Annotated in this window: 18 protein-coding genes and 1 tRNA gene; 10 read left to right on the forward strand and 9 right to left on the reverse strand. The window is 61.3% G+C overall.

The window, feature by feature from the left end; all coding sequences use genetic code 11:
* The first annotated feature begins 104 nt into the window (after nt 1–104).
* The 5 genes from NQ492_RS12840 to NQ492_RS12860 are packed head-to-tail and all read left to right on the forward strand — an operon-like array spanning nt 105 to nt 4717.
* The gene (locus NQ492_RS12840; RefSeq protein ID WP_044053910.1) at nt 105–1178 is read left to right on the forward strand and encodes a Gfo/Idh/MocA family protein; all 1074 of its coding nucleotides are present in this window, start codon (nt 105–107) and stop codon (nt 1176–1178) included.
* Nucleotides 1179–1208: 30 nt separating this feature from the next.
* Nucleotides 1209–1373 carry a Sec-independent protein translocase subunit TatA/TatB gene (locus tag NQ492_RS12845; RefSeq protein ID WP_015545763.1) on the forward strand — a complete coding sequence of 55 codons (165 nt, stop codon included), beginning with the start codon at nt 1209–1211 and terminating at the stop codon, nt 1371–1373.
* 33 nt (nt 1374–1406) lie between these two features.
* On the forward strand, nt 1407–2879 hold the full coding sequence (locus NQ492_RS12850; protein ID WP_171024694.1) for a Gfo/Idh/MocA family protein: 1473 nt from the start codon (nt 1407–1409) through the stop codon (nt 2877–2879).
* 41 nt (nt 2880–2920) lie between these two features.
* The gene (locus NQ492_RS12855; RefSeq protein ID WP_015545765.1) at nt 2921–3796 is read left to right on the forward strand and encodes a 3-keto-disaccharide hydrolase; all 876 of its coding nucleotides are present in this window, start codon (nt 2921–2923) and stop codon (nt 3794–3796) included.
* A 12-nt stretch (nt 3797–3808) separates the two neighbouring features.
* Nucleotides 3809–4717: a sugar phosphate isomerase/epimerase family protein gene (locus NQ492_RS12860; RefSeq protein ID WP_044053911.1), complete on the forward strand. Its 909-nt coding sequence runs from the start codon at nt 3809–3811 to the stop codon at nt 4715–4717.
* 222 nt (nt 4718–4939) lie between these two features.
* Here NQ492_RS12860 and NQ492_RS12865 read toward each other — a convergent pair.
* The 4 genes from NQ492_RS12865 to NQ492_RS12880 all read right to left on the reverse strand — a co-directional run bounded on the left by NQ492_RS12865 (nt 4940) and on the right by NQ492_RS12880 (nt 8772).
* A tRNA-Ala gene (locus NQ492_RS12865) sits at nt 4940–5016 on the reverse strand.
* Between the two features lie 532 nt (nt 5017–5548).
* A complete protein-coding gene (locus tag NQ492_RS12870) occupies nt 5549–6580 on the reverse strand; it encodes a 2-oxoacid:ferredoxin oxidoreductase subunit beta (RefSeq protein ID WP_015545768.1) in 1032 nt (343 codons plus the stop codon).
* Between the two features lie 2 nt (nt 6581–6582).
* On the reverse strand, nt 6583–8427 hold the full coding sequence (locus NQ492_RS12875) for a 2-oxoacid:acceptor oxidoreductase subunit alpha (protein ID WP_044053912.1): 1845 nt from the start codon (nt 8425–8427) through the stop codon (nt 6583–6585).
* A gap of 108 nt (nt 8428–8535) precedes the next feature.
* The gene (locus tag NQ492_RS12880) at nt 8536–8772 is read right to left on the reverse strand and encodes a hypothetical protein (protein WP_147620213.1); all 237 of its coding nucleotides are present in this window, start codon (nt 8770–8772) and stop codon (nt 8536–8538) included.
* A gap of 61 nt (nt 8773–8833) precedes the next feature.
* Between NQ492_RS12880 and NQ492_RS12885 the strand changes: the two genes are divergently transcribed.
* Nucleotides 8834–10447 carry an ABC-F family ATP-binding cassette domain-containing protein gene (locus NQ492_RS12885; RefSeq protein WP_015545769.1) on the forward strand — a complete coding sequence of 538 codons (1614 nt, stop codon included), beginning with the start codon at nt 8834–8836 and terminating at the stop codon, nt 10445–10447.
* A gap of 83 nt (nt 10448–10530) precedes the next feature.
* On the opposite strand, the gene NQ492_RS12890 is transcribed toward NQ492_RS12885, so the two are convergent.
* From NQ492_RS12890 to NQ492_RS12900, 3 genes are all read right to left on the reverse strand, one after another.
* Nucleotides 10531–11325, reverse strand: coding sequence for a gluconate 5-dehydrogenase (locus NQ492_RS12890; RefSeq protein WP_015545770.1), 795 nt, complete (start codon nt 11323–11325; stop codon nt 10531–10533).
* A gap of 30 nt (nt 11326–11355) precedes the next feature.
* Nucleotides 11356–12198, reverse strand: coding sequence for a 5-dehydro-4-deoxy-D-glucuronate isomerase (gene kduI, locus NQ492_RS12895; RefSeq protein WP_015545771.1), 843 nt, complete (start codon nt 12196–12198; stop codon nt 11356–11358).
* A 199-nt stretch (nt 12199–12397) separates the two neighbouring features.
* A complete protein-coding gene (locus tag NQ492_RS12900; RefSeq protein WP_015545772.1) occupies nt 12398–13069 on the reverse strand; it encodes an XRE family transcriptional regulator in 672 nt (223 codons plus the stop codon).
* 141 nt (nt 13070–13210) lie between these two features.
* On the opposite strand from NQ492_RS12900, the gene NQ492_RS12905 reads away from it, so the two are divergent.
* The 3 genes from NQ492_RS12905 (at nt 13211) to NQ492_RS12915 (ending at nt 16428) form a co-directional block, all read left to right on the forward strand.
* Nucleotides 13211–13498 (forward strand): hypothetical protein, encoded by a 288-nt coding sequence (locus tag NQ492_RS12905; RefSeq protein ID WP_044053913.1) that lies wholly within the window; start codon nt 13211–13213, stop codon nt 13496–13498.
* Between the two features lie 117 nt (nt 13499–13615).
* A complete protein-coding gene (gene terL, locus NQ492_RS12910) occupies nt 13616–15205 on the forward strand; it encodes a phage terminase large subunit (protein WP_015545774.1) in 1590 nt (529 codons plus the stop codon).
* Nucleotides 15206–15312: 107 nt separating this feature from the next.
* Nucleotides 15313–16428, forward strand: a complete 1116-nt coding sequence (locus NQ492_RS12915) for an NAD(P)H-dependent flavin oxidoreductase (RefSeq protein WP_044053914.1) — start codon at nt 15313–15315, stop codon at nt 16426–16428.
* A gap of 77 nt (nt 16429–16505) precedes the next feature.
* On the opposite strand, the gene NQ492_RS12920 is transcribed toward NQ492_RS12915, so the two are convergent.
* The gene (locus tag NQ492_RS12920; protein WP_157359438.1) at nt 16506–17396 is read right to left on the reverse strand and encodes a BACON domain-containing protein; all 891 of its coding nucleotides are present in this window, start codon (nt 17394–17396) and stop codon (nt 16506–16508) included.
* 27 nt (nt 17397–17423) lie between these two features.
* Nucleotides 17424–18446 carry a tRNA (adenosine(37)-N6)-threonylcarbamoyltransferase complex transferase subunit TsaD gene (gene tsaD, locus NQ492_RS12925; RefSeq protein WP_015545777.1) on the reverse strand — a complete coding sequence of 341 codons (1023 nt, stop codon included), beginning with the start codon at nt 18444–18446 and terminating at the stop codon, nt 17424–17426.
* Nucleotides 18447–18507: 61 nt separating this feature from the next.
* Between tsaD and NQ492_RS12930 the strand changes: the two genes are divergently transcribed.
* The gene (locus NQ492_RS12930; protein ID WP_259872923.1) at nt 18508–23103 is read left to right on the forward strand and encodes a translocation/assembly module TamB domain-containing protein; all 4596 of its coding nucleotides are present in this window, start codon (nt 18508–18510) and stop codon (nt 23101–23103) included.
* Nucleotides 23104–23137 lie beyond the last annotated feature (34 nt).

The raw sequence follows: 23137 nt of genomic DNA on the forward strand, positions 1-23137 counted from the left end.
CGGGCTAATTTTGTAATCGAGGTGGTGCGCCTGCCGGTATTTTCCTTCGGAAACGGGAGGCGCGGCGCTGAACCTAACTTTTAACCGACCTTATTGACTACACGATGAATCCTGTAAAAGTTGGCCTTATCGGCTTCGGCAGAATGGGAGGTTTCTACCTCGACGAGATGCAGAAAAGCGGCAGGTGGGACGTTGCGTACATCTGCGACGTCTGCGCCGAATCGCGGGACCTGGCGCGCAAGCTGGCCCCCGGGGCGAAGGTTGTGGATGACGAACAGGTTATTTTCGACGATCCCGAAGTGCAGGTCGTGGGGCTGTTCGCTCTGGCCGACTCGCGCAAATCGCAGATCGAGCGGGCTTTCGCCGCGGGCAAGCACGTCATCGCTGAAAAACCCATTTCCGACAGTATCGAAAACGAATGGCAGGCCGTCGAGCTGGCCGAGAACACGCCCTTGTTCTCGACGGTGAACCTCTACCTGCGCAACTCCTGGTATCACAATACGATCAAAGATTTCATCGCCCAGGGCGAGATCGGCGAACTGGCCATCATCCGGGTCTGCCACATGACTCCGGGACTGGCTCCGGGCGAGGGCCACGAATACGAAGGCCCCGCGTTCCACGACTGCGGCATGCACTACGTGGACATCGCACGCTGGTATGCCCAGTCGGAATTCAAGACCTGGAATGCCCAGGCCGTGCGGATGTGGAACTACAAGGACCCCTGGTGGCTGCAATGCCACGGCACGTTCGAGAACGGCGTGGTGTTCGACATCACCCAGGGGCATGTCTACGGCCAGCTGGCCCAGACCCAGACCCATAATTCCTATGTGGACATCATCGGCACGAAGGGCATCGCACGCATGACGCACGATTTCAAGACGGCGATCGTCGAGCTGCACGGCGTGACGCAGACCCACCGCCTCATCCAGCCCTACGGGGGCAAGAACATCGACACCCTTTGCAAGCTCTTCGCCGAGTCGATCGAGACGGGCCGCCGCAGCGAGGCGCTCCCGGAGTTCCGCGACGCGGCGCTGGCCTCGGAGTACGCCTGGCGGTTCCTGTGCGACGCGCGGGAGCACGACCTCCCGGCCATCGGGGAACTGGAGACCCTGCGGCAGATCCGCGAACGCCGCCGCACGATGAAGGACGGCTACGGCCTGCTGCGCAAACACGCATGACAATCGCATAACCCTAAAACTACCTGAACTATGAATCATCTGTTATTTATCGGCGTGGGACAAATCGTCATCATCGCGCTTGTCGTGCTGCTGCTGTTCGGCGGCACGAAGATCCCGGAATTGATGAAGGGCCTCGGCAAAGGCTACAAGATCTTCAAGGACGAGGTCGACAACATCGAAAAGAACATCAAATAACCTCAATACTAACTCAAATTAAACCTCGAAACGATGGCAAAAGAAATGTCAAGAAGAACGTTCCTGAAGCAGGGAGCGGCTGCCGCGATCGGTTTAGCGGTCGTACCCAGCACGGTTCTGGGTAAGAAATTCGGCTACACGGCCCCCAGCGACAAACTCAACATCCTGGGCGTCGGCGTCGGCGGACGCGGCGCTTCGGTGCTGAAGGGCCTGGAGAGCCAGAACATCATCGGCCTGTGCGATGTCGACTGGAAATACGCCGACCACATTTTCAAACGTTATCCTGCGGCCAAGAAGTTCAACGACTACCGCAAGATGTACGACGAGATGCTCAAGTCGGCCGATGCCGTGATGGTCGCTACGGCGGACCACACGCACGCCATCATCGCCGCCGACGCCATCACCGCCGGCAAGCACGTATATTGCGAAAAACCGCTGACCCACACCGTCTACGAGTCGCGCCTGCTGACCAAGCTGGCCGACAAGTACAAGGTGGCCACGCAGATGGGCAACCAGGGCGCATCGGCCGAAGGCGTGCGCAAGGTCTGCGAATGGATCTGGAACGGCGAGATCGGCGAGGTGCGCCGCGTGGACACCTTCACCGACCGTCCCATCTGGCCGCAGGGCCTGGCGCGTCCCGAGGAGGATATGCGCATCCCCAAGACGATGAACTGGGACGCCTTCATCGGTCCGGCTCCCTATCGTCCCTACAACGCCGCCTATACGCCGTGGAACTTCCGCGGATGGTGGGATTTCGGTACGGGTGCGCTGGGCGACATGGCCTGCCATATCCTGCACCCTGTGTTCAAGGGGCTGAAACTGGGCTATCCGACCAAGGTGGAGGGCAGCTCGACGCTGCTGCTGAACGAGTCCGCTCCCTCGGCACAGCGCGTGAAGTTCATCTTCCCGGCCCGCGACAACATGCCGAAGGTGGCCATGCCCGAAGTCGAGGTGCACTGGTACGACGGCGGTCTGATGCCGGAGCGTCCCGCAGGGCTTCCCGCCGGCAAGAACCTGAACGTGAGCGGCGGCGCCGCCATCTTCTACGGTACGAAGGACACGCTGATCTGCGGCTGCTACGGCAAGGACCCCTATCTGGTTTCGGGCCGTGTTCCCGAGGCTCCGAAGGTGCTGCGCGAGATCACCGAGTCGCACCAGATGGACTGGGTGCGCGCCTGCAAGGAGGACGCCGACGACCGCGTGCTTTCGGCATCGGACTTCAGCGAAGCCGGACCGTTCAACGAAATGGTCGTTATGGGCGTGCTGGCAGTCCGCCTCCAGGGCCTCAATCAGGTGTTGGAGTGGGACGGTCCGAACATGCGTTTCACGAACATCCCGGACGACGCCATGATCAAGACGGTCATCAAGGACGGCTTCCACATCAAGGACGGACACCCGACCTTCGACAAGACCTGGACCGATCCCGTGAACGCACAGCAGTTCGCCCAGGAGCTGATCAAACACACCTACCGCGACGGCTGGGCGCTTCCCGCCATGCCGCGCTGATTAACTAACCTGTCCGTAAAACTTTAAAAAACAGAAAGAATATGAAAAAGACCCTTTTATTCTCGGTATGCGCGGCTCTGACCGCATCGCTGGTTTCGTGCGGCGGCCCCGGCGGCAAGGCCAAGACGGCTGAAACGGCCGATGCCAAAACCGCCAAGAAAGCCGTTCCCGAATACACCGTTGTCGACAACGCACAGGTGGACCTCGCCTCGTTCCCGCAGGACAAGGACGGTTACTACGTGATTTTCGACGGCAAGACGCTCAACGGCTGGCGCGGCTACGGCAAGGACAAGGCTCCTTCGCGCTGGACGGTGGAGGATGGCGCCATCAAGTTCAACGGCTCGGGCGGCGGCGAGGCCCAGACGGGCGAGGGCGGCGACCTGATCTTCGCCAAGAAGTTCAAGAACTTCGAGCTGGAGATGGAGTGGAAGGTTTCGAAGGGCGGCAACTCGGGCATCTTCTACCTGGCCCAGGAGGTTACGACCCAGAAGGACGGCAAGACCAAGTACGAGCCGATCTACATCTCGTGCCCCGAGTATCAGGTGCTCGACAACACCAACCATCCCGATGCCAAGCTGGGTGTCGACGGCAACCGCCAGTCGGCGTCGCTCTACGACATGATCCCCGCCGTTCCGCAGAACCAGAATCCCTTCGGCGAGTGGAACAAGGCCAAGATCATGGTTTACAAAGGCACGGTCGTACACGGCCAGAACGACAAGAACGTCGTGGAGTACCACCTGTGGACTCCCCAGTGGACCGAGATGCTGGAGAACAGCAAGTTCAGCTCCGAGAAGTGGCCCCTGGCGTTCGAGTTGCTGAACAACTGCGGCGGTGAGAACCACGAAGGCTACATCGGCCTTCAGGACCACGGCGACGACGTCTGGTTCCGCAATATCCGTGTCAAGATTCTCGATTAAGGGCTTCTTACGATGAGAAACAGGCTATTCGCAGTCATCTGCGTCCTCCTCGCTCTGGCGATGCTCCCCGGCGGAGCATCCGCCAAAGCGAAGAAGGCCCCGAAGAAGGACATCGGTATCCAGCTCTATTCGGTGCGCAGCCTGATCGGGGTTTTCGGCAAGAGCCAGGGCGATTACAAACCCGTCCTGAAACAGCTCGCCGACATGGGCTACACTTCGGTCGAGGCCGCCAGCTACAAGGACGGAATGCTCTACGGGCAGACTCCCGAGCAATTCCGCAAGGATGTCGAGGATGCCGGTATGCGGGTGATTTCCACGCACTGCACGCTCAACCTCTCCGACGAGGAGCTGGCGAGCGGCGATTTCTCGAAGGCCCTCGCTTGGTGGGACGAGTGCATCGCGGCGCACAAGGCCGCCGGTGCGGAATATATCGTGGTCCCCTCGATGCGTAAGATTTCGACGCTCAAGGATTTGCAGACCTACTGCCGCTATTTCAACGAGGTGGGTGCGCGCTGTGCGGCCGCCGGCATGAAGTTCGGCTACCACAACCACTCGCGCGAGTTCGAGAAGATCGAGGATAAGGTCATGCTGGACTACATGCTCGAAAACACCGATCCCGACAAGGTGCTGTTCGAAATGGACGTCTACTGGACCGTGATGGGCAAGGCCAGCCCGGTGGACTACTTCAAGAAGTATCCGGGGCGTTTCCGGCTCCTGCACATCAAGGATCGTCGTGAGATCGGCCAGAGCGGCATGGTGGGCTTCGACGCCATCTTCGCCAACGCGCGGGAAGCCGGCGTGGAGAACATCATCGTCGAGATCGAAGGTTCGAGCTACAACGACATCGTGCGCAGCGTCCGCGAATGCGCCGATTACCTGCTCGAAGCGCCTTTCGTCGCGGCTTTTTTCCGGGACAAATAACGCCTTCCGGCAGCGTTGCGCATATCCGGCCGTCCCTTGCGGACGGCCGGATATTTCGTTTTGTCGTTTTTGGCTGCCGCCGTGGTTTTTCCGCTGAATTATCGCTAATGTTGCGGGTGGAGGCCGGCACGGATGCTTTTGTGTCGTTTATGCCGGATGCGGCCGATACGGGCGGAAACATACACTGAAAAACGGGACCATCGAAAGATGGTCCCGTTTTTATGGTGGAGAATACGAGATTCGAACTCGTGACCTCTTGCATGCCATGCAAGCGCTCTAGCCAGCTGAGCTAATCCCCCTTGTTGTGGGTGCAAAGATAATCGGATTTTTTTATTTCCACAATTTTCGGCCCGAAAAATCGGCTCTGGAATTGAACTTTTTTCGAAAAAACATCCCGAAGCTCTTCGGAACGCTTCCGGAAGCCCGTCGCTGAAGGGTTTCTCCGACATCTGGGCCTCGGCCGAGAACATCAGCCATTGGGACATCGGGCTGGCTGGAGGGGTGCTGATTGCCAAACCCGGGAACCGGGCGATGATCTATGCCGCCACGACGCTCGACAACGGACGCAGATGAAGCGGCAGGGTGCGGCATACGGCATGGCTGGCAGTCCGGTGATCGCCAATATGCAGCGCCTGCTGGAGAATATCGTCCGCAAATCGGCCAATGTCTATTGATTCCCGGTTGCGGGGGGCTTCCACCTGCCGAAACCCCTCCCTCCTGCCGAAACCCCTCTCTCCTGCCGAAACCCCTCTCTCCTGCCGAAACGAACGGCGGACCCCGGGAAAGGGTCCGCCGTTTCGTTGTCCGGATGCCGGCTTCCCGGCTGCGGGGCTATTCCACCTCCCAGGTGGCTCCCGAGCGGAGCAGGTCGTCCACGCAGTGAATTTTGCTCGCGGCTTTGACCTCCTCGACCTGCTTCTCCACGGCGCGGTCGTAGACCGAGTCGTCCTCGACCGAGCGGATTACGCCCAGCGCTACCGGGTAGTCGGGGTATTTCATCGCCGCCAGCATCGAGTGCAGCGTGGTGTCGCGCTCGTGGGCGTCGTGCGTCAGCACGTCGTCCAGCGTGTAGCCGTCCTGGCCCACGGTCACCACCTTGAGTTTCATGTTCTCGAACACGATGCCCTTTTCGTTGTTGGCGCCGAAGAGCATCTTCTCTCCGTGGCGCAGCGTCACCGTGCGTTCGGCGCGCGTGGCCTTGTCGGCTGCGAAGTCGGCATGGGTCTTATCGTTGAAAATCACGCAGTTCTGCAACGCTTCGATCACCGACATGCCCGTATGTCTGGCCGCGGCGATCATGCACTCCTTCGAGAGGGCGACCTCCATGTCGATCGTGCGGGCGAAGAACGTGCCCTTGGCGCCGATGACCAGTTCGCCGGGGTTGAACGGCTTCTCGACCGTTCCGTAGGGCGAGGTCTTGGTGATCTTGCCCAGCTTCGAAGTGGGGGAGTACTGGCCCTTCGTGAGGCCGTAAATCTCGTTGTTGAACAGGATGACGTTGAGGTCCACGTTGCGGCGGATGGCGTGGATGAAGTGGTTGCCGCCGATGGCCAGCGAGTCGCCGTCGCCGGTGGTGACCCACACCGAGAGGCGCGGGTTGGCCGTCTTGACGCCCGTCGCCACGGCGTTGGCGCGCCCGTGCACGGAGTGGAACCCGTAGGTCTTCATGTAGTAGATGAACCGCGACGAGCATCCGATGCCCGACACGAACGTGAACAGGTTGTGGGGCGTGTCGAGCGCGTCGGCGATTTCGGGCAGCGCGCGCTGCACGGCGCTCAAAATCGCGTGGTCGCCGCATCCGGGACACCAGCGTACCTCCTGGTCGCTCTTGAAATCCGCAGGGGTGTATTTGTAGTCTGCCATGGTTACTTCAGTAAGGATTCGAATTTCTGTTTAAGTTCTGCGACCGTGAAGGGCAGTCCCTCGCACTTGTTGTACTGTTCGTAGGGGAACTCCTGGAAGTTCTGGCGCAGATAGGCCGCGAACTGTCCTTCGTTCAGCTCGCAGACGACGATCCTGCGGAACTTCGCGAAGATGTCGCGCACCCCCTTCGGCAGCGGGTTGATGTAGTTGAAATGGCACAGCGAGACCTTTTTGCCCTCGCGGCGCATTTCGTCCACGGCGTTTTGCAGGTGGCCGCGCGTGCCGCCCCAGCCTACGACCAGCAGGTCGCCTTCCGCATCGCCCCAGACGGCCTGTGCGGGAATGTCGTCGGCGACTTTGGCCACCTTCGCCGCGCGGGTGTCGGTCATCTTCTGGTGGTTGGCCGGGTCGTGCGAGATGCAGCCCTTCACGCAGTCCTTCTCCAGTCCGCCCACGCGGTGCTCCAGACCCACTTTGCCGGGGAACGCCCAGCCGCGGGCCAGTTTTTCGTTGCGCACATAGGGCATGAACCCTCCTTCGGGAGCCTTGTCCACGATCGGGGGCTGAATGGCGGGGTAGTCCTTCATCTCGGGAATCCGCCACGGCTCGGAGCCGTTGGCGATGAATCCGTCGGTCAGCAGGATCACGGGCGTCATGTGCTCCATGGCCAGGCGTCCGGCTTCGAAGGCGTAGTGGAAGCAGTCGCTGGGCGACGATGCCGCCACGACGATCACCGGGCACTCGCCGTTACGGCCGTAAAGCGCCTGTTGGAGGTCGCTCTGCTCGGTTTTCGTCGGCAGGCCCGTCGAGGGTCCTCCGCGCTGTACGTCCACCACGACCAGCGGCAGTTCGGTCATCACCGCCAGTCCCAGCGCCTCGCTCTTGAGCGACAGTCCGGGTCCCGAGGTGGTCGTCACGGCGAAATTGCCCGCGAAGGCCGCGCCGATGGCCGTGCAGATGCCGGCTATCTCGTCCTCGGCCTGCACGGTCTTCACCCCGAGGTCCTTGCGTTTGGCCAGTTCTTCGAGGATCACCGTGGCCGGGGTGATCGGGTACGAACCGCAGAAGAGCGGCAGGCCCGCCTTCTCGGCCGCGGCGCAGAGTCCCCACGCCGTGGCGACGTTGCCGTTGATCGACCGGTAGGTGCCCTTTTCGCGGGGAGCCGGGGCCACGGTGTAGTTGTTGGCGAACTGGTGGGTGTTTGCGGCGTAGTTATAGCCTGCCGCTATGGCCAGCTTGTTGGCCTGGGCCACGGCGGGATTTTTCTTGGCGAATTTCCCGTCGAGGTATTTGAGTGCGTAATCCTCCGGACGGTCGAACAGCCAGAAGCAGATGCCCAGTGCGAACATGTTCTTGCACTTGACGACGGCCTTGTTGTCGAGTCCGGTCTCTTTCAGCGCCTCGCGCGTCATGGAGGTGATGTCGGGAACGACGACGTTGTATTCGTCGAGCTTGAGTTCTGCCAGCGGATCGAGGGTTGCGAATCCCGCCTTCTTGAGATGTTCTTCGGTGATCGAATCGCCGTCGAGGATGACCGTCGCGCCCGGCTTGAGCCACTTTCGGTTGGCCTTGAGCGCCGCGGGGTTCATCGCCACCAGCACATCGCAGTAGTCACCGGGATTCAGCTCGCGGTGGTCGCCGAAATGGACCTGGAAGCCCGAAACGCCCGCAACGGTTCCCTGCGGGGCGCGGATTTCGGCGGGGTAGTCGGGGAAGGTCGAGATGCCGTTTCCCAACAGCGCCGAAGTGTCGGAAAAGAGCGTGCCCGTGAGCTGCATGCCGTCGCCCGAATCGCCCGAAAAGCGGATCACGACGTCCTGCAACTCCCGCACTTTTGATTGTTCCATGATTTTGGTTTCAGATTATGGGTTAACAACGATTTCGCAAATATACAGTGACTGATTGGGGCAAAACGGCGAATTTGTTCGCGGCCCATGCCGAACCGATCCTGTCCGTTATGCAAATATATTAAATAAATTGTCATATCGGACTTTTTCGGGCGATTTTTTAGTTTTCCGTTCCGTGTCTGTCGGTTTTTTGCGTCCCGGATCGCTAATTCCTTGTAATTCAGAAGATAACTTTTTGTTGCGATCGTCGCTGAAAAACCTTTTCGGACTCCGTTCTTTCGGATGCGCTCCGCATGCCGCCGGGATTTCGGGCCGAAAAGCGGCGATCCGGCCGATTTTTTTCATTCCGGTGCGGTTTCCTCGTTCTTTTGGGCTACTTTTGCAGTTTCAAATTCAGATTTTAAGGATGATTACAGTTTCGAATTTAGAGGTACAATACGGAAAACGGGTTCTTTTCAAGGATATCAATCTCAAATTCACCCCGGGCAACTGCTACGGTGTGATCGGGGCCAACGGGGCGGGGAAGTCCACGTTCCTCAAAGTGCTCAGCGGCGAGGTGACCCCGTCGCGGGGCAACGTGGCCTTCGGCCCGGGCGAACGCCTGTCGGTGCTCAAGCAGGACCACTTCGCCTATGACGGGTTTACGGTCCTCGACACGGTTCTGATGGGGCATCAGCCGCTGTGGGAGACGATGAAGGAGAAGGAGGCGTTGTACGCCAAGCCCGACTTTTCGGAGGAGGACGGTCTCCGGGCCGGGGAGCTGGAGGAGCGGTTCGCGGAGATGCAGGGCTGGAACGCCGAGAGCGACGCCGCCAACCTGTTGAGCAGCCTCGGGGTCCGGGAAGCCCTGCACGGCCAGCTGATGCGCGATTTGAGCGCCAAGGAGAAGGTGCGCGTGCTGCTGGCGCAGGCCCTGTTCGGCAAACCCGACAACCTGCTGCTCGACGAGCCGACCAACGACCTCGACCGGACGACGATCGCGTGGCTGGAGAACTACCTGTCGAATTACGAAAACACGGTGCTGGTCGTCTCGCACGACCGCCACTTCCTCGATTCGGTGTGCACGCATACGGTCGATATTGATTACAGCGACATCAACCTTTTCTCGGGCAATTACAGCTTCTGGTACGAATCGAGCCAGCTCGCCCTGCGCCAGCAGCAGAACCAGAACAAGAAGGCCGAGGAGAAGAAAAAGGAATTGCTGGAATTCATCCAGCGGTTCAGCGCCAACGTCGCCAAGTCGAAGCAGACGACTTCGCGCCGGAAGATGCTCGAACGGCTCAACATCGAGGAGATCAAGCCCTCGATGCGCAAATACCCGGGCATCATCTTCCAGCCCGAACGCGAGGCGGGCACGAAGATCCTCGGGGTCGACGAGTTGAGCAAGACGGTGAACGGCGAACGGCTTTTCAGCGACGTCAGCTTCACGGTCGAGAAGGGCGACAAGATCGCCTTCCTGGCGCGCGATCCGCGTGCCGTGTCGGCGCTGTTCGACATTCTGGTCGGCGACGACAAGGCCGATTCGGGCGTCGTCGAGTGGGGCACGACGATCAATTACGCCTACCTTCCGCTCAACAACGCCCCCTGGTTCGAGAGCCAGCTCTCGATCGTCGACTGGCTGGCGCAGTTCTCGTCCGACACCTCGGAGCTCTATTTGAGGGGGTATCTGGGCAAGATGCTCTTCAGCGGCGAGGAGATTTACAAGAAGGTCAGCGTCCTCTCCGGCGGCGAGAAGGTGCGCTGCATGGTGGCGAAGATGATGATCCAGCAGCCCAATACGCTCGTGCTGGACTCTCCGACCAACCACCTCGACCTCGAATCCATCCAGGCGTTCAACAACTCGCTGATCAATTTCAAGGGCAACGTGCTGATGAGTTCGCACGACCACGAATTCGTCAATACGGTCGCCAACCGCATCATCGAACTCACGCCCAACGGCATGGTCGACCGTTATATGGAGTACGACGACTACATCACCGACGAGGTCGTCGCCCGGCGTCTGGAGGCCCTCTGGGCCTGAAACGCGCGGCATGCCGGCCCTGAAAACGAAAACAGCCCCCGCTTCGGTTAGCGGGGGCTGTTTCATGCGGAGGTGTGCGGAACCTACTGCGGCTGCTTGCCGATGTAGGCCAGAATGCCGCCGTCGACGTAGAGGATGTGTCCGTTGACGAAATCCGAAGCGTCCGATGCGAGGAACACGGCGGGTCCCATCAGGTCTTCGGGCGTGCCCCAGCGTGCCGCGGGGGTCTTGGCCACGATGAACGAATCGAACGGGTGGCGCGATCCGTCGGCCTGACGCTCGCGCAGCGGTGCGGTCTGGGGCGTCGCGATGTAACCCGGGCCGATGCCGTTGCACTGGATGTTGTATTCGCCGTACTCCGAAGCGATGTTGCGGGTCAGCATCTTCAGTCCGCCTTTGGCTGCGGCGTAGGCCGAGACGGTCTCGCGGCCCAGCTCCGACATCATCGAGCAGATGTTGATGATCTTGCCTTTGCCCTTCTTGATCATCGAGGGGATGACGGCCTTCGAGACGATGAACGGGCCGTTGAGGTCGATGTCGATCACCTGGCGGAACTCCGCGGCGGTCATCTCGACCATCGGGATGCGCTTGATGATGCCGGCGTTGTTGACGAGGATGTCCACGATGCCGACCTCTTTTTCGATCTGCGCCACCATGGCGTTCACCTGCTCCTCGCTGGTCACGTCGCAGACGTAGCCTTTGGCCTCGATGCCCTCGGCCTTGTAGGCGGCCAGGCCTTTGTCCACCAGCTCCTGTTTGATGTCGTTGAAGACGATTTTTGCGCCCTGACGTGCGAAAGCCGTTGCCAGTGCGAATCCGATGCCGTAAGAGGCGCCCGTCACGAGCGCGACCTTACCTTCCAGTGAAAAGTTTACCATAATTTTGAATTATGAATTTTGAATTATGAATTATTTCAGGTCCGTTATTTTCGAAAAATCCTGGTCGCCGTAGTCGAGGTTCTCGCCGCCCATGCCCCAGATGAAGGTGTAGTTGTGCGTGGCTGCGGCGCTGTGGATCGACCATTCGGGCGAGAGCACGGCCTGATCGCCCTTCATCCAGATGTGGCGCGTCTCGTCGACTTCGCCCATGAAGTGGCACACGGCCTGGTCCTCGGGCACTTCGAAATAGAAATAGGCCTCCATGCGGCGCGAGTGCACGTGTGCGGGCATCGTGTTCCACACGCTTCCGGGCAGCAGCTCGGTCATGCCCATCTGCAACTGGCAGGTCGGCAGCACCTGGTTCACGAGCATCTTGTTGATGTTGCGGTCGTTCGACCCTTCGAGCGAACCCATGTGGGCCACCACGGCGTCGGCTTTGGTGACCTTCTTGTCGGGGTAGTTGCGGTGTGCGGTCAGCGAGTTGAAATAGAATTTGGCGGGATTCCCGGCGTCCTCGCTCGCGAAGGTCACCTCGCGGTCGCCCGAACCGAGGTAGAGGGCCTCCTTGTAGCCGAGTTCGAACACGGCGTCGCCGGCCTTCACCACGCCGGGGCCTCCGACGTTGTAGATGCCCATTTCGCGGCGCGTGAGGAAGAACGGAGCCTTCAGCGGGTCGATGGCTTCGAGGCGGAGCGTCTCGGCGACAGGCATGGCGCCTCCGACGACCATGCGGTCGTACATCGAGTAGACCATGTTGACCTCGTCGGCCGTGAATACCTTTTCGATCAGGAAATCGCGGCGCAGACGCGCCGTGTCGTAGCTTTTCGCATCCTCGGGATGCGCCGCATAGCGGATTTCGTAATTGGTTTTCATAGTTATAATTGTTGCATTCGTTGTATTCCGGAACGGCGGGCCGCAGCCTGGAGTTTGACATGGTCGAAATTGGCAAACCAATTCGATCTTTGCAAAGATAATAAAAAATCCGGAATTGGTTACCCAAAACCGGATTTTATTTGCGCAGCTTTGTCCGATTGCGTTTTTTCGCCCCTTCGGTCTGCCTCCGCTGTTTCTGCTAACGGATCGAGTTCATCCTGATGCTCGCCTTCACGAGCGCGATGGCGCGGATGCGCGAGATCTCCACGTCCTTGTCGGCGTGGTGCTGGTTCTGGCTCACGAGCTTCACGTAGCCTGCGCGGTCTGATTTCTGAATGTACTTCACCGTCACGTACTCCTCGCCGTCGATGTCGATCGACAGCAGGTACATGTCGCCCCAGAAGATGTCGTTTATGTCGCGCAGCTGCTTGTACAGCACGATGTCGCCGCTCTTGAGCAGCGGGTACATCGAGTCGCCGACGATATAGATCGCCCCGTCGCATTTCGGGAGGTTGGGAATGTGGATGAAGTTGACGGGCTTGCTCTGCGCCTGGTCGGTGAACAGCGGGACCAGGCCCGCCGTGCCCTCGATCGAGTAGAGGGGGACGCTTTGCAGCGGCAGCGAGTTGTCCGTGCGGTGCATGTAGGCCGTCAGATCGGGTTCGGCGTTGAACATGTTGCCCTTGCCGGTTTCGAGCCAGTCGGGATTGACGTTCAATTCCTGAACCAATATGTTGCGGTTGCGCGCCGAAAGCCCCGCCTTGCCGGTTTCGATCATCGACAGCGCCGCTTTGCCGATTCCAAGTCGTTGTGCCAGTTGCTCTTGTGTCATGCCGAGCTGCTTGCGTATCAGTTTTACCCGTTCGTTCATCGCTTTGTTATCGGAATTATTTATATAAAATATTTGAACTTTATTGCAGAAAATTCAAATTTTGAACTTATCTTTGTTCTGCAAAGTTAAACAATTTATTCTCTTCTGCAAACTCTTTTGCGAAAAAACGATTAATTATCAATGATGTATTCGGTTTCATCGGAACTTTACCTTGAAGTGGCCGCGCGTCTTGCGGAGGCCATCGGCGGGGGAAGTTACTTTTCAGGCTCGCTCACGTTTCCTTTCGGCGATATGGAGTGCCGGCTCACGGCCTCGGTGATCGTCTACCGGCGGCGCGAGCGGCTCCCCGAGGGCGACCGGGACGCGATTGCGGACCTGGTTCCCGTCTGGTGGGAGTTTCACACCGTCCGCAGCGACGGCGAAGCGCTGAACGACTTCTCGTTTTCCGAGGTGCGCGCGCTCCTCTGACCTGCCGCCGCGCTCCGGCCCTCCTTCCCCGGCACGGCGCTGCCGCCGGAGCGCACCCCGACAAAAAACCTGCCCGCCGCGGCGCCGCGCATGGGTTTTTCAAAAAATTTCAGTAAAATGCTCAAACCAACCGAACCGACCTCTGCGGAGCGCTCCTCCGCAGAGGTTTTCGTAACCGGCGGGAACGCCTCTCCGGATGCTCCCGCGTGCGATGCCGTATTTGCGGGCTTTCCGCTGTTTTCCGGCGGCTCGCCGTTTCCCGAGGGGCTGGTGCTTCCGGACGACGCGCCGCCGGCCGCGCCCCCGTCCTTCGCCGATTTCGCCCTCGGGGTCTATCCCTTTCTCGAGCTCGAACCCTTCCACCGGGCCTATTACCGGGTGCTGGAGGCCTTTGCCGCGGGGCGCGTCCGGCGGCTGATCGTCACCATGCCGCCCCAGCACGGCAAGAGCGTCGGGGCCACGACCCTGCTCCCGGCCTACGTGCTGGGACTCGACCCCGACTGCCGGGTGGCGATCGCCTCCTACTCGGGGACGCTGGCCTCGAAGTTCAACCGCCGCGTGCAGCGCATCCTCGAATCGCAGGAATACGCGGCCTTTTTTCCGGACACCTCCATCAAGCGGGGGGCGAAACCGCCCGGCTACATCCGCACGGCCGACGAGGTCGAGATCATCGGCCGCCGGGGCGGTCTGCTCTCCGTCGGCCGCGAAGGGTCGCTGACGGGTAACCGCGTGGACTGCTTTGTCTTGGACGATTTATATAAAGACGCGCTTGAAGCTAATTCGCCGCTCGTCCGCGCCAACTGCTGGGAGTGGTACACCTCCGTCGTGCGGACCCGCATGCACAACGCCTCGCGCGAGCTGGTGGTCTTCACCCGCTGGCACGAGGAGGACCTGATCGGCGCCCTCGCGGTCCGCGAGCCGGTCGAGGAGCTGCGCGCGTGGTCGCAGCTCGACACGCTGCCTGCCGACCGGTGGCTGCACCTCAATTTCGAGGCTCTGAAAACCGCGCCGCCCACGGAGGTCGACCCCCGCCAGCCGGGCGAGGCGTTGTGGGAGCGGCAGCACGGCGCTGCGCTGCTGGAGGCCAAGCGGCGGCTGGACCCGCTGCAATTCGAGGCGATGTATCAGGGGCGTCCGTCGGCCCGCGAGGGGCTGTTGTACGGGCTGAATTTCGCCGAGTACGACTGTCTGCCACACGAGATCGTCCGCCGCGCCAACTACACCGACACCGCCGACACGGGCGACGACTACCTCTGTTCGCTCTCCTATGCGGTCGATGCCGACGGGGTGATTTACATTACCGACGCGGTCTATTCGCGCGAGCCGATGGAGGCGACCGAGCCGCTGGTGGGGGAGATGCTCGTGCGCTCGGACACGCGGCAGGCCGCCATCGAGAGCAACAACGGCGGCCGCGGTTTCGCCCGGGCCGTGCAGGCACTTGCGCCGGGCGTGCGCGTCGAGTGGTTCCACCAGAGCGGCAACAAGGAGGCGCGCATCCTCTCCAATTCGGCCACGGCGCTCCACCTCGTGCGTTTTCCCCGCGGCTGGAACCTCCGCTGGCCCGAACTCTACGCCCACCTGACGACCTACCGCCGGAAGTTTCGCGCCAACCGATGGCACGACGCGGCGGATGTCGTGACGGGCATCGTCGAGCGCGAGGCCGCCGGCCGGGGGCAGAAACGGGTCCGCGGCATCCGGTTTTTGTGAGCGGACAATGTGAAGTCTGCGTTAAATATGTTCCCGCGCGGAACCAAACGCTCCGATTTTCCGTACCTTGTACCCCGTTACGTCACTTATTCTTTTAAGTAAACAGCATGAAATCATTGAAAATCGGAAATTTATGCGCCTCCATGCCCATCGTTCAGGGCGGTATGGGCGTAGGCGTCTCCCTTGCGGGCCTGGCATCGGCCGTGGCCAATCAGGGCGGTGTCGGCGTCATCTCGTCGGCCGGTCTCGGGGCGATCTATAACAACTATTCGAAGGACTATCGCACCGCCTCGATCTGGGGGCTGAAGGAGGAGCTTCGCAAGGCCCGCGAAGCGACGAAGGGCATCATCGGCGTCAACGTCATGGTCGCCATGTCCAACTTCGCCGACATGGTGAAGACCGCCATCGCCGAGAAGGCCGACATCATCTTCTCGGGTGCGGGGCTTCCGTTGAACCTGCCGTCGTTTCTCACGGAAGACGCCAAGACCAAACTGGCTCCGATCGTTTCGTCGGCGCGCGCCGCGAAGGTCCTGTGCCAGAAATGGTTCTCGGAATATAAGTACATCCCCGACGCCATCGTGGTCGAGGGTCCCAAGGCGGGCGGCCACCTGGGTTACAAGGCCGACCAGATCTCCGACGAGCACTATTCGCTCGAAGCCATCGTTCCGCAGATCGTGGCCGAGGTCCGTGCTTTCGAGGCCGAGCACAACTGCAGCATTCCGGTGATCGCCGGCGGCGGTATCTATACGGGCGAGGACATCTACCGCATCATGGCGCTGGGCGCCGACGGCGTGCAGATGGGGACGCGCTTCGTCACCACCGACGAGTGCGACGCCGATCCGGCTTTCAAGCAGAGCTACATCGAGGCGCACGAGGAGGACATCGAGATCATCCAAAGCCCCGTCGGCATGCCGGGCCGGGCCATCCGCAACTCGTTCCTCGACCGCGTGAAGGAGGGCCTGAAGGTCCCCAAGGCGTGTCCGTTCGACTGCATCAAGACGTGCGACGTGACGCACAGCCCCTACTGCATCATGCTGGCCCTCTACAACGCTTTCAAGGGCAAGCTCCGCAACGGCTACGCCTTCTGCGGCTCGAACGCCTGGCGTGCCGAGAAGATTCAGTCGGTCCGGGAGCTGATGACATCGCTCCGCACCGAGTACGACAGCTTCGCCGCGAAATGCGAAGGCTTCTCGCTCCGGGAAAAACTCTTCGGCGCGAAGTGATCCGCCGCCTCCCAATAAAGACAAACCCCTCCCGGCCATTTGGCCGGGAGGGGTTTGTCTTTGCCGGATGTCGTGCGTCATTTCGCCGCGGCGTAGACGAGTTTGAGTTTGGCGAGCTGCGCGTTTTTCTTGTTGGTGATCTCGATGCGGTAACGCAGGTTCTCCCGGGCGTCGATCAGTGTGTAGGACCATGTGCCGTCGTCGCCGTAATCGAGCGTATACTGCGGTTCCGAATCGTCGGCGCCGAACAGGTCGAGGCTGACGTCGTTCTGCTGGCTCGTGGGCAGGTAGTGAACCTCCGAAAGAACTTTGCCGGTGATGGCCGGGAATTCGACGTATGCGCCTAATTTGCTGAAAAACAGTCCTTGGGCCGGATCCGGAATGGAGGGGCTGAACTGCTTGTTGTCGAGCCAGTAGAATTTGCCGCCCTCGTCCGGATCGACGAAAATGGCAAATGTGTAGCCGCCGATCGTGTACTCATGGCGCCCGGTCGTGAAGTTATCCGTCGAATAGGGCGGCAGCTCGGGGGTGGCGACCGAAGCTCCCAGCGTAAAATCGGCCACCAGGGTTACCTCGGACGGCAGCACCGGGGTGATTTCGTCCTGGCTGACGCTGACGGTTTTCACTCCGTCGACGTTCGTGGCCGCGATCTCGATGCTGCCCAGCTGCTTCACATAGCCGTCCCAGTTGCCCGCGGCGGCGGTTACGCGGACGGTAGCGTCACCCGTGCCCTCGGTCTTGTCGAGCGTGAAGCCTTCGCCCGAGGGGACGGCCTTCCACGCGGCGGTCGTAGTGATGGTGAAGGTTTCGGACTCCCCGGCCTCGCCGCCCAGTACGAGGTCGTCTGTGCTGACGGTCAGCGTCGCGGTGTTCTTGTCGTTGTTGTCGTTGCAGGCGGTTGGGCCGGTGACGGCGAAAACTGACAGCAGCAACCCCGAAAGGACCCGCATGAATCTGGATGTTTGCATAAATTATTTTTTTTGTGAGTGAGTAGCTTACAACTCCTCGAGCCGCGCCACGGGCGAGACGTCGAGCGACGAGAAGTCGCCCCGCAGGTAGCGGTAGTAGCCCGCCATGGCGATCATCGCCGCGTTGTCGGTCGTGAACTTGAACTCCGGAAGGAACGTTCGCCAGCCGCGCCGGCGGCCCGCTTCGGCGATGCCGTCGCGCAGGCCCGAGTTGGCCGAGACGCCGCCCGCGATGGCGATGTCGCGGATGCCCGTCTCCTTCGAGGCGCGGATGAGTTTGTCGAGCAGAATCTCGACGATGGTCCCTTGCAGCGAGGCGCAGAGGTCGGCCTTGTGCGTCTCGATGAAGTCGGGGTCTGCGGCCACGGCGTCGCGCAGCGTGTAGAGGAACGAGGTTTTCAGGCCCGAGAACGAATAGTCGTAGCCCTCGACGCGGGGATGCGCGAAGCGGAATGCCTTCGGATCGCCCTCCTTGGCCAGACGGTCGATCACCGGACCGCCCGGGTAGGGCAGCCCCATCACCTTGGCGCACTTGTCGAAGGCCTCGCCTGCGGCGTCGTCGATCGTCGTGCCGATGATCTCCATTTCGAGCGGGGAGTCCACGCGCACGATCTGCGTGTGGCCGCCGCTCACCAGAAGACACAGGAACGGAAAGTCCGGATGGGGCAGCGTGCGGTCCCGAAGGTCGATGAAGTGCGAGAGGATGTGCCCCTGAAGGTGGTTGACCTCGACCATCGGGATGTTGCGGGCGATCGAAAGCCCCTTGGTGAACGACACGCCCACGAGCAGCGATCCGACCAGCCCCGGGCCGCGCGTGAAGGCGATGGCGTCGATCCGGTCGGCGGCGACGCCCGCCTCCTTGAGCGCCGTGTCCACGACGGGGATGATGTTCTGCTGGTGGGCCCGCGAGGCCAGTTCGGGGATCACGCCGCCGTATTTGACGTGAACCGCCTGCGAGGCGATGACGTTCGACAGCAGGACGTTGTTGCGGAGCACGGCGGCAGAGGTGTCGTCACACGAGGATTCGATGCCGAGAATTGTAATATCCATCCGGAATTATAATTGTTTTTTAACTATTTTCGCTAAATTTGCAGGTTATATAGGAGTCCTGATGCGCAAAGGTATAAAAATATTGGGAAAGGTGTTCTCGGCGGCGGTTTTGTTGCTGATAATTGTTCCCGTGGCGCTCTCGCTGCTGCTCGACATTCCCGCCGTGCAGAACTACGCGGTGCACAGGGCCGCGCGCTTCGTCTCGCGCAAGCTGGAGACCACCGTGTCGATCGACCGCGTGGACATCGGCATCTTCTCGAAGGTCAGGGTCAAGGGCTTCTATGTCGAGGACTACCAGCGCGACACGCTGCTTTACGTCGGGAAGCTCGACGCCTTCATCACGAGTTTCGGCATCTTCGGCGGCGGGCTGGAGCTGAGCCGCGGCGAGATCGCCGACGCGAGGCTTTACCTGCGGCAGACGCCCGGCGGGGAGATGAACATCAAACAGATCGTCGACCGCATTTCCGACCCCGACAAACCCAAGAAGGGCAATTTCCGCCTCTCGCTGAAGAAGGCCTCGATCGAGAACATGGACCTCTGCCTCGAACGGCTCGACCATCGCGATCCGGAGCACGGCATCGACTTCTCGCACATGCACCTCTACGGCATCACGGCCCGCGTGGACGATTTCACGATCGACGGGCAGGCCATTTACACCTCCATTGCGGCCTTTTCGGCCCGCGAACGCAGCGGCTTCGTGCTGAACCACCTGGCCGGGCGGTTCTACATGACGCAGGGCTGTCTGGGCTTCGAGAACGCCTCGATCATCACGCCGCGTTCGAACGTCAACTTTCCGTTCGTCTCGCTGGCGGGCGACTCGTGGGCGCAGTACAAGGATTTCATCGGCGAGGTGCGCATCGACGCCTCGATGCGCAATACGACCGTTTCGACCGACGACATCGCCTTTTTCGCCCCGAAGCTGCGCGACTGGCATGTGGATTTCACCGACGTAAACGTCGAGGTCGCCGGCGTGGTGTCCGATTTCACGGGCCGGATCAGGAGCATGCAGATCGGCGAGGGGACGACGCTCGTGGCCGACGCCTCGGTGAAGGGGCTTCCCGACATCCGGAAGACCCGTTTCGACCTGTCGGTTCCCCGCCTGCGCTCCACGGCCCGGGCCGTGGACGAGCTGGCCCTCGGCATCGCGGGCCGCAAACTCTCGGACAAGCTGGTCGGCGTGCTGGGCAATTCCGGGCAGATCGACCTCAATGCCCGTTTCCGGGGACTGCTCTCGTCGTTCGACATGCAGCTGGGCGCCGCGACGGGCGTGGGTAACGTCTCCTGCAACCTGAAAATGGCCCCGGTCAAAGGGGGGCTGAGCAGCGTGCGGGGCGATGTCGAGACGCGCAACCTGCGTCTGGGCGAGCTGCTCGACCGCCGCGATCTGCTGGGCAACGCCACCCTCACGGCCTATGTCGACGGCGTGATCGGCAGGGGCGTGGCCGACGCCAACGTCGTGGGCAACGTCACGCAGCTGGGATTCAACGGCTATGTCTACGACTCGCTGCGGCTCGACGGCCGCCTGCGCAACCGCGAGTTCGACGGACGCATCACGGCCCGCGATCCCAACCTCGACTTCGACTTCTTCGGCACGGTCGACCTGAACGACTCCGTGCCGCGCTACGACTTCACGATGGACCTGCGGCACGCCGATCTAGCCCGGCTGCACGTCAACCGCCGCGACTCGGTGTCGCAGCTCTCGGGCCGCATCGTCGCTGCCGCCGGAGGGCGTTCGCTCGACGATCTGAACGGCCGCATTCAGGTGACCGACGCCCGCTACCGCTACAACGACAAGGAGATCGCGGCCGCCAGCATGACCGTCACGGGCGAGAACTCCGAGCGGAGCAAGTTCGTGGAACTGCGCTCGGACTTCGCCGACGTCACGTTCCGGTCGAAAACCAGCTACCGCACCGTCTTCGAATACCTGCGCCGGAGCGCGTGGAAATACCTGCCGATGCTGGGCGGCGAAAAGTGGGAGGAGACGCCTTCGGAACGCAAGGCCGCCGTGGCCAACGACTTCTCGCTGCTGTCGGTCAACATCCGCAATTTCAACCCCGTGGCCGACGCCGTGTCGACGGGACTTCAGATCGCCGACGGCTCGTCGCTGCAACTGTTGTTCAATCCGGCCAGCGACCAGTTGTCGCTCAAGGCAGCGTCGGAATACATCGAGCGCCGGCGCATGCTTGCCACGCGCCTTTCGGTCAACGCCTCGAACCGCGGCGACTCGCTGGCGGTCTACGCCTCGGCCGAGGATCTCTATGCAGGGGTGCTGCACCTTCCGCGCCTCTCGCTGACGGGCGGCGCGCGGCAGAACCGCGTGCAGCTCTCGGCAGGCTTCGACGACACCCTGCGCCGCGTCTCGGGGCTCGTCGGGTTCCGCGCCGCGGTGGCCGACGAGCACGGACCCAACGGCCGCGTCGTCGATTTGCGGATTCTTCCCTCGCACATCACCCGCGGCGACAAGACGTGGCAGATTTTCGCCCGCAAAATCCTGCTCGACACCGCGCAGGTCGTGATCGACAAGTTCTACGTGATGAACCGCGAGCAGGAGCTGCTGCTCGACGGCGTCGCCTCGCGCAGCCGCGAGGATTCGGTGACGCTCTCGCTGCATAATTTCGACCTGGCGCCCTTCGCGCAGGTCGCCGAGCGCATGGGCTATTACATCGAGGGGCGCACGAACGGTTCGGCGGCGATGAAGTCGGTGCTGCGCGGCGGCGAGATCACGGCCGACATCCTGCTCGACAGCGTGGAGGTCAACGACATTCCCGCGCCGCCGATGCGCCTCGCCTCGCGCTGGGACTTCGCCCGCAGCCGCGCCGGAGTGACGGTCTCCGACCGTATCAGGCGCGACACGCTGATCCGCGGTTTCTACGCCCCCGACCGCAACCGCTATTTCGCCCGGCTGGACGTCGACAGTCTCGATATGGCGCTGCTGGACCCGATTCTTGCGGGTGTCGTCTCCTCGACCGAGGGCATGGCCTCGGCCGGCCTCACGTTGCAGGGCCAGGGCCGCAAGGCCGATCTCGAAGGCGAAATCCGGGTCGCGGGGCTGAAAACCACGGTCGATTTCACGCAGGTGACCTACTCGATGCCCGAGGCCGTGCTGAACGTGAAGAACAACCGGTTCAGGGCTTCGAACGTCCCGATTTTCGACCCCCGGGGCAACCGGGGGCGGTTCGATTTCGACATGAGCCTCCAACACCTTTCGAATATCTCCTACGACGTGCGCGTGGCCCCGCAGCAGATGCTGGTGCTCGACACCGACTCCGACAACAACGACATGTTCTACGGCAGGGTCTTTGCCACGGGCGCGGCCCGCATCTCGGGCGACAAGGGGGCGGTGAACATGGATATAACGGCCTCGACCGACGGCAACTCCTCGTTCGTGATGCCGCTGTCGAGCAAGTCGAACATTTCGAACGCCGATTTCGTGGTCTTCGAGCAGCCCGAGCAGGCCGATACGCTCGACGACGTGGCGCGCAAGAAACTCTCCTTCGAGCGCAAGCACCGCCAGAAATCCGACGCCGGGAGCCAGATGAAGATCACCCTCGCGCTCGACGTGCGGCCCGACGCCGAAGTCGAACTCGAAGTGGCGGGCAACACGGTCAAGGGGCGCGGCGCGGGCGCGCTGAACCTCCAGATCAACCCCAAGGCCAATATTTTCGAGATCTACGGCGACTATACGATCGCGGAGGGCAGTTTCATGCTGTCGCTCCAGCAGATCATCAACAAACGCTTCACCATCGAGAGCGGTTCGTCGATCCAGTGGACCGGGTCGCCGATGAACGCGATGCTCGACATCGACGCCGTGTACAAGGTCAAGGCGTCGCTGCAACCCCTCCTGCAGGGCACGGCCGACCTCGGGGGCGACCGTTCGGTTCCCGTGGAGTGCGTCATTCACCTCGGCGAGCGGCTTTCGAACCCCACGATCACCTTCGACGTGCGGGTTCCCGGCTCCGATCCCGAGACGCAGAGCCTGATCGCCAATGCTCTCTCGACCCCCGAGACGGTCGACACGCAGTTCCTCTACCTGCTGCTGTTCAACAGCTTCATGTCCGAGAACTCGTCGCAGGCCTCGTCGAACATCGGCAGCTCGGTGTCGGCGGCCACGGGACTGGAGTTCGTGTCGAACATGGTCAGCAACTGGCTTTCGTCGTCCGACTACAACGTGGTGATCCGCTACCGGCCCAAATCGGAACTGACGAGCGACGAGGTCGATTTCGGGCTGTCGAAGAGCCTGATCAACAACCGGCTGTTCGTCGAGGTCGAGGGCAACTACCTGATCGACAACAAGCAGGCCGTGAACAGTTCGATGTCCAACTTCATGGGCGAGGCCTACATCACCTACCTGATCGACCGGGCCGGGACGCTCAAGCTGAAAGCCTTCACGCAGACCATCGACCGCTTCGACGAGAACCAGGGTTTGCAGGAGACCGGCATCGGCGTCTACTTCAAGGAGGATTTCGACAACCTGCGCGACCTGCGGCAGCGGATCAAGGAGCGTTTTACGAACAAGAAGCGCAAGGCGCGGCGCATCGCCCGCCGTACGGCCCGCGCGGCCGAAAAGGCGGCCGAAGATGCGGACCGGAGCCGTCTGCGCGAACCGGCGGATACGCTTTCGCCGTTCGGATACGTTAAAGAGGAAGAGGATGAATAGAAGGTGAACTTTGCGGTTAAGCGAGAGCAGAGAC

Origin of the sequence: Alistipes shahii WAL 8301 (assembly GCF_025145845.1) — a bacterium.
In the GTDB taxonomy this organism is placed as follows: domain Bacteria; phylum Bacteroidota; class Bacteroidia; order Bacteroidales; family Rikenellaceae; genus Alistipes; species Alistipes shahii.